A 1,470-nucleotide genomic window follows, 5' to 3' on the forward strand; every position below is an offset into this window, starting at 1 on the left:
CCCTGCTGGGCCCCGCCGCCCGGGCCGTGCCGGACATGGCCGCAGCGCTGGCCGAGGCCACCGCCCTTGCCCCCCACGGCCCGGTGCTGTTGTGCGGCTCCTTGTATTTGCTCGGCGAGTTCTTTACACTTCGGCCCGATTGTCTGGAATCGCGGGGTGCTGGCGGCACCTGCGAGGTGCCCGACACCTCCTCGGACGGGACGCCCGAAATGCCACCAGGCACACATCCGGACGACGCCCCGGAAACACCGCCCGGCCCGCCGCACTCCGGCAACTGACAGGCCGCGCCCCGCATTCGTCGCATCGCCAGCAAGGAGCCCCACGTGTCGAACCTGTTCCGGTCCCTGCCTTCCATGGACGCCCTGCTCACCGCCCTGGCACACCCGGAACAGGCCGGGCCGGGAACGCCCGCCGCATCCGACCTGACCGCGCTGCCGCGCCCCCTGCTGCGCGACCTGGTCAACGCCTTTCTCGACCGGTGCCGCGAGGCCATCCGGGCCGGAACAATCACCGACGCCGCCGCCCTCTCCACGCAAGCGCTGCTGCCCGCGCTGATGGCGCACGTACTGCGCGCCGCGCGTCCCCATTTCCGCCGCGTGCTCAACGCCACGGGCGTGGTCATCCACACCAACCTCGGTCGTTCCCTGCTGTCGGAAGAAGCCACCGCCGCCGTGGCCGAGGCCTGCGCCAACTATTCGAACCTCGAGTTCGACCTGTCCACCGGCGAACGCGGCAGCCGCTATTCCCACGTGGAAGAACTGCTGTGCAAGGTCACCGGGGCAGAGGCGGGCCTTGTGGTCAACAACAACGCCGCCGCCGTGCTGCTGGTGCTGGACACCCTGTGCAAGGGCGGCGAGGTGGTGGTTTCGCGCGGGCAACTGGTGGAAATCGGTGGCAGCTTCCGCATCCCGGAAGTCATGGAAAAAAGCGGCGCGGTTCTGCGCGAGGTGGGCGCCACCAACCGCACCCATCTGCGCGACTACGAGAACGCCATCAACGAGCGCACCGTGGCCCTGCTGAAGGTGCACACCTCCAACTACCGCATCACCGGCTTCCACAAGGAAGTGCCGCTGGCGGAACTGGTGGCGCTGGGCCGGGCGCGCAACCTGCCCGTCATCGAGGATCTTGGCAGCGGCAGCTTTCTGGATTTCACCCCGTGGGGCCTGCATGGCGAACCCACCGTGCGCGAGGTGGTGGCCGACGGGGCCGACGTGGTCAGCTTTTCGGGCGACAAGGTGCTGGGCGGCCCGCAGGCCGGGCTTATCGTGGGGCGGCGCGAGATCATCGCGCGCATCAAGCGCAACCCGCTCAACCGCGCCCTGCGCATCGACAAGATGACCCTGGCCGCGCTGGAAGCCACCCTGCGCCTGTACCTGGACCCGGAACTGGCCCGCCGCAAGGTGCCCACCCTGCGCATGATGACCGCCCCGGCTGACGAACTGGCCCGGCGGGCGCGCAGGCTGGCCACGC

Annotated in this window: 1 protein-coding gene and 1 pseudogene; both read left to right on the forward strand. The window is 69.8% G+C overall.

What is annotated here, in order from left to right; genetic code table 11:
• Positions 1–278 (forward strand): annotated as a pseudogene (locus tag FVW27_RS15405) (bifunctional folylpolyglutamate synthase/dihydrofolate synthase); the annotation flags it as partial.
• 45 nt (positions 279–323) lie between these two features.
• Positions 324–1,470, forward strand: a 1,147-nt coding sequence (gene selA / locus FVW27_RS15410) for an L-seryl-tRNA(Sec) selenium transferase (protein WP_167126769.1), incomplete at its 3' end; no start/stop codon positions are given.

Origin of the sequence: Nitratidesulfovibrio liaohensis (assembly GCF_011682075.1) — a bacterium.
In the GTDB taxonomy this organism is placed as follows: domain Bacteria; phylum Desulfobacterota; class Desulfovibrionia; order Desulfovibrionales; family Desulfovibrionaceae; genus Cupidesulfovibrio; species Cupidesulfovibrio liaohensis.